Source organism: Micromonospora sp. NPDC049089, assembly GCF_040648775.1.
GTDB lineage: Bacteria > Actinomycetota > Actinomycetes > Mycobacteriales > Micromonosporaceae > Micromonospora.
On sequence record NZ_JBEZEH010000269.1, the window covers coordinates 1 to 3,521 of the forward strand.

Annotated in this window: 3 protein-coding genes and 1 tRNA gene; 3 read left to right on the plus strand and 1 reads right to left on the minus strand. The window is 71.2% G+C overall.

Features of this window, described 5'->3' with window-relative positions:
• Positions 1-218 precede the first annotated feature (218 nt).
• Positions 219-292 (plus strand) — tRNA-Ala (locus AB0B48_RS30410).
• Positions 293-396: 104 nt separating this feature from the next.
• On the opposite strand, the gene AB0B48_RS30415 is transcribed toward AB0B48_RS30410, so the two are convergent.
• Positions 397-1,131, minus strand: coding sequence for a hypothetical protein (locus AB0B48_RS30415; protein ID WP_357207522.1), 735 nt, complete (start codon positions 1,129-1,131; stop codon positions 397-399).
• Positions 1,132-1,190: 59 nt separating this feature from the next.
• On the opposite strand from AB0B48_RS30415, the gene AB0B48_RS30420 reads away from it, so the two are divergent.
• Both AB0B48_RS30420 and AB0B48_RS30425 read left to right on the plus strand, forming a co-directional pair.
• Positions 1,191-2,276: a Gfo/Idh/MocA family oxidoreductase gene (locus tag AB0B48_RS30420; RefSeq protein WP_357207525.1), complete on the plus strand. Its 1,086-nt coding sequence runs from the start codon at positions 1,191-1,193 to the stop codon at positions 2,274-2,276.
• Positions 2,277-2,396: 120 nt separating this feature from the next.
• Positions 2,397-3,413, plus strand: a complete 1,017-nt coding sequence (locus AB0B48_RS30425; protein WP_357207528.1) for a hypothetical protein — start codon at positions 2,397-2,399, stop codon at positions 3,411-3,413.
• The last annotated feature ends 108 nt before the right edge of the window (positions 3,414-3,521 follow it).

Sequence of the window (3,521 nt, forward strand, 5' to 3'; positions counted from 1 at the left end):
TCCCGGCCGGGCCGGGCTGGCTTGATCGACTGGGGTTCCTGGACGTCGGGTGGTTGCGGCGTCCAGGATGCCCCGATTTCCAGGAACCCGAGTCGATCTTCGGGCGGGCCGGAGCGCCGGGCCGGGGGCGGATTCGCGGTGGGGCCGAGCAACCTGTTAGCCTTGCTCCCGGCCCGCCCGGTGTAAGCCGGGTGGGACCGAAGCCGGTTCGCCGGCGGGGGGCTGTGGCGCAGACTGGTAGCGCACCTCGTTCGCATCGAGGGGGTCAGGGGTTCAAATCCCCTCAGCTCCACCCCAGTTCAAAGGCCGTTTCCGCAAGTCGGAAGCGGCCTTTTGCGATCTTCGGGGTGCGTGACCGAGCCAACGCCAGGTCGTGACGACCCGGCGTTGATCCACCTAGGCGAAGCGTTCGGTCGTCACCGGTATCAGGCCGTGCTGGCGCAAGACGTTCGTCAGCTCGGACAGGGTCGAGCCGAGCGCCGCGGTGGCGTCGGTCCTCAGCAGCGCGGTCACGTCGAGAGACCAGGCGAGGGAGTGGCCGACGCGGCGCAGATCCCAGGTGAACCGGTCACCGTGCTCGTCGAGACGACCACTCGCGGCGGACGCGACAGTGCCGCCCGCCGGTGTCCGCCAGGCCGTCCGGAGGCTCGCCACCTGCTCGGCGCGGAGATCCTTGGCGAAGAGGACGCGGTACACCCGCCGCTCGTGGAAGCCGGCCGGTGGCTGCGCCGGGCCGAGCCGCAGCGGCGGGGCGGTGGCGATCGGTTGATGGTCGAGGAAGTGCCTGCGAAGCACCGCCTCGGCCGGCAGTTGCCCGCCACCGAGCGCGCGGTTGACGTCCTCGGCCTCACGGCGGGAGGTGGGGAGCACCCGCGTCAGCACCTCGGGGTCGGTACGCATGGCGCGGCTCAGCGCGGCGGAACTCCACCAGCCGGCCTCCGGTGTCCAGGCGGCGCTGTCCAGCCCCGTCGTGGTGAAGTCGTGGTGGCGGGTGAACTCCTCGACGACGATCCCGTCCACAGTGGTGACCGGGCCGCTGTCGTCGGGTCGAGGTAGGACCAGGTAGTAGTCCAGGGGCGGTCCCGCGTCGGGCACCAGCACGGGTACGGCCCGCAACGGCTCGGTGTTCATCAGCGCAACCGTAGCGAAGTGGAACGGTTAGCATCCGGACCTCTACGTGAGGAGCCCAGATGACTTCGGTGGCCCAGACCCGGTTCGGCATCATCGGCAGCGGCTGGCGAGGTGAGTTCTTCCTACGCCTGGCCCGGCTGCTCCCCGACAGTTTCCGGGTGACCGGGGTGGTGACGCGTACCGAATCACGGGGAGCCGCCGTGACGGCCGGCTGGGGTGTGTCGACCTTCCGCACGACAGCCGAGATGCTCGCCCACGAGCGGCCGGACTTCGTCATCGTGTCGGTGCCGTGGCCGGTGACGCCCGAGGCGACCCGGGAGCTGGTCGCGGCCGGCGTACCGGTGCTCGCCGAGACGCCGCCCGCCCACGACCTGGCGGGTCTGCGCTCGCTCTGGGCCGATGTCGGAGGCAGTGGCCTGGTGCAGGTCGCCGAGCAGTACCTGCTGATGCCCGGGCACGCGGCGCGGCTGGCGTTGGTCCGCTCCGGGGTGCTCGGTGAGCCGACCTCGGTCCAGATCTCCTCGACCCACCTGTACCACGCGGTGTCACTGATCCGGGGCCTGCTCGGCGTCGGTCACGAGAGCGCCGAGGTGAGCGCGCGCGCCTTCGTCGCGCCGCTGGCCAACCCGCTCTCGCCGGCCGGCTGGAGCGGCGACGACACCCCGCAGCAGCTCTCCACCACCCTCGCGACCATCGACTTCGGCGGGCGGATGGGGTTGTACGACTTCACCGACAACCAGTGGTGGAACCCGCTGCGCACCCGCCGGTTGGTGGTCCGGGGCTCGCGCGGTGAGTTGGTGGACGACCGGGTGGTCCGCCTGATCGACCCGAGCACGCCGGTGGAGTCGTTCCTGACCCGGCGGCAGACCGGTCTCGACCTCAACCTGGAAGGGCTCGACCTCAAGCACATCAGCTTCGACGGCGACGTCGTCTACCGCAACCCGTTCGTCGGCAGCGGGATGTCCGACGACGACATCGCGGTGGCCGACATCGTCGCCCGTGCCGGGGCGTGGGCGCGGGAGGAGGGCCCGGCTCCGTACCCGCTTGCCGAAGCCTGCCAGGACCACCTGATCAGCCTCGCCGTCGAGGAGTCGGTACGCACCGGCCGCCCGGTCGTCACCGCCACCGAGGCATGGGGGCGGTAACTCCGGCGGTTTCGCTGTTGTCTCTTGGCTGACAGTGCGCAACCGTGCAGCCAGCTCACCTGTGAAGCCAGGTATCAATCAGATGCCTGGGAGTACCCGGGCCCCACACGGGGAGCAAGGATGAACCGAAGCACTCGACGCCGGATGCTCGCAGCCACCGCGACCGGTCTGCTGGCCACCTCTCTCGGGGTCGCCGTCTCCGCTACGGCGACCGCCGCGCCCAGCGGGGCGACCCCCCGCACCTGCAAGATCAGCACGCTGCCGTACCCGACCGACACCTATCGGGCCGACGCGAACGCGGTCGACCCGACGGGGCGCTACGTCGCGGGCACCGCGCTGCGGGTCGGTGAGACCGACAACCAGTACCTGCTGCTGTTCTGGGACGGGCAGCGGGTCACCGAACTGGAGTCGAAGAGCACGGACACCCCCGTCGACATCAACGCCGACGGCGTCGTGATCGGCAACGGATCGGCGGAGAGCGGCTACGGGCAGCCGTGGAGGTACCGCAACGGCAAGCTCGAGCAGTTGCCGGTGCTGCCGTCCACCGGCATCTTCGTCAGCGCCATCAACGATGCCGGCGACATCGTCGGCTACGGCTCGGACATCGTCCCCGGGCAACTGGTCGCGCTGCGCTGGCCGGCCGCCCGTCCGGGCACTGTGGAGGTGCTCGACGCCCCGGTCGACGCGCAGGCGGGTGGGATCACCGACAACGGGACGATCGTCGGTAGCGCCGGACCCTTCGGAGACTGGAACAGCTGGGTCCGCCGACCGAACGGAAGGATCGACGCGCTCACGTTCCCCGGTGCCGAGTGGAGCACGGCCGGCGCGGCGGCGGGCCGCTGGGCGATCGGTCAGGCCTGGCTGAACGGCACCACCTCGGCCAGGGTGCGGTGGGACCTTCGGAACGGCTCGCACACGTTGCTCGACCAGGAAATGCCGGCACTGACCGACGTCAACGCCAAGGGCGTCGTGGTGGGTGGTGACCGCGTTGCCAGGGGCTCCACCTCCCGGGTCCTGCCGGGCGGCGGCACCGGGGCGGTCGTCGGTGCGCGGTCCATCTCCGACTCGGGCACCATCGTCGGGTTCCGGAACGTCCTGGCCGACCGGGTGACCCCGGTGCGCTGGACGGGCTGCTGACCCGCCGAATCACCCACCGCGTGGGGGCGGGCCGGGCGGGGGGGCCCCCCGGCCTGGGAGCGCGGCACGGCGTGCCGGACCCGGCGGGGTGGTCCAGGTCGTGGTTCT

Bases quoted from the DNA above. Each gene is read 5' to 3' on its own strand.
- AB0B48_RS30415 (WP_357207522.1), bottom strand. From the start codon at position 1,131: ATGAACACCGAGCCGTTGCGGGCCGTACCCGTGCTGGTGCCCGACGCG.
- AB0B48_RS30420 (WP_357207525.1), top strand. From the start codon at position 1,191: ATGACTTCGGTGGCCCAGACCCGGTTCGGCATCATCGGCAGCGGCTGG.
- AB0B48_RS30425 (WP_357207528.1), top strand. From the start codon at position 2,397: ATGAACCGAAGCACTCGACGCCGGATGCTCGCAGCCACCGCGACCGGT.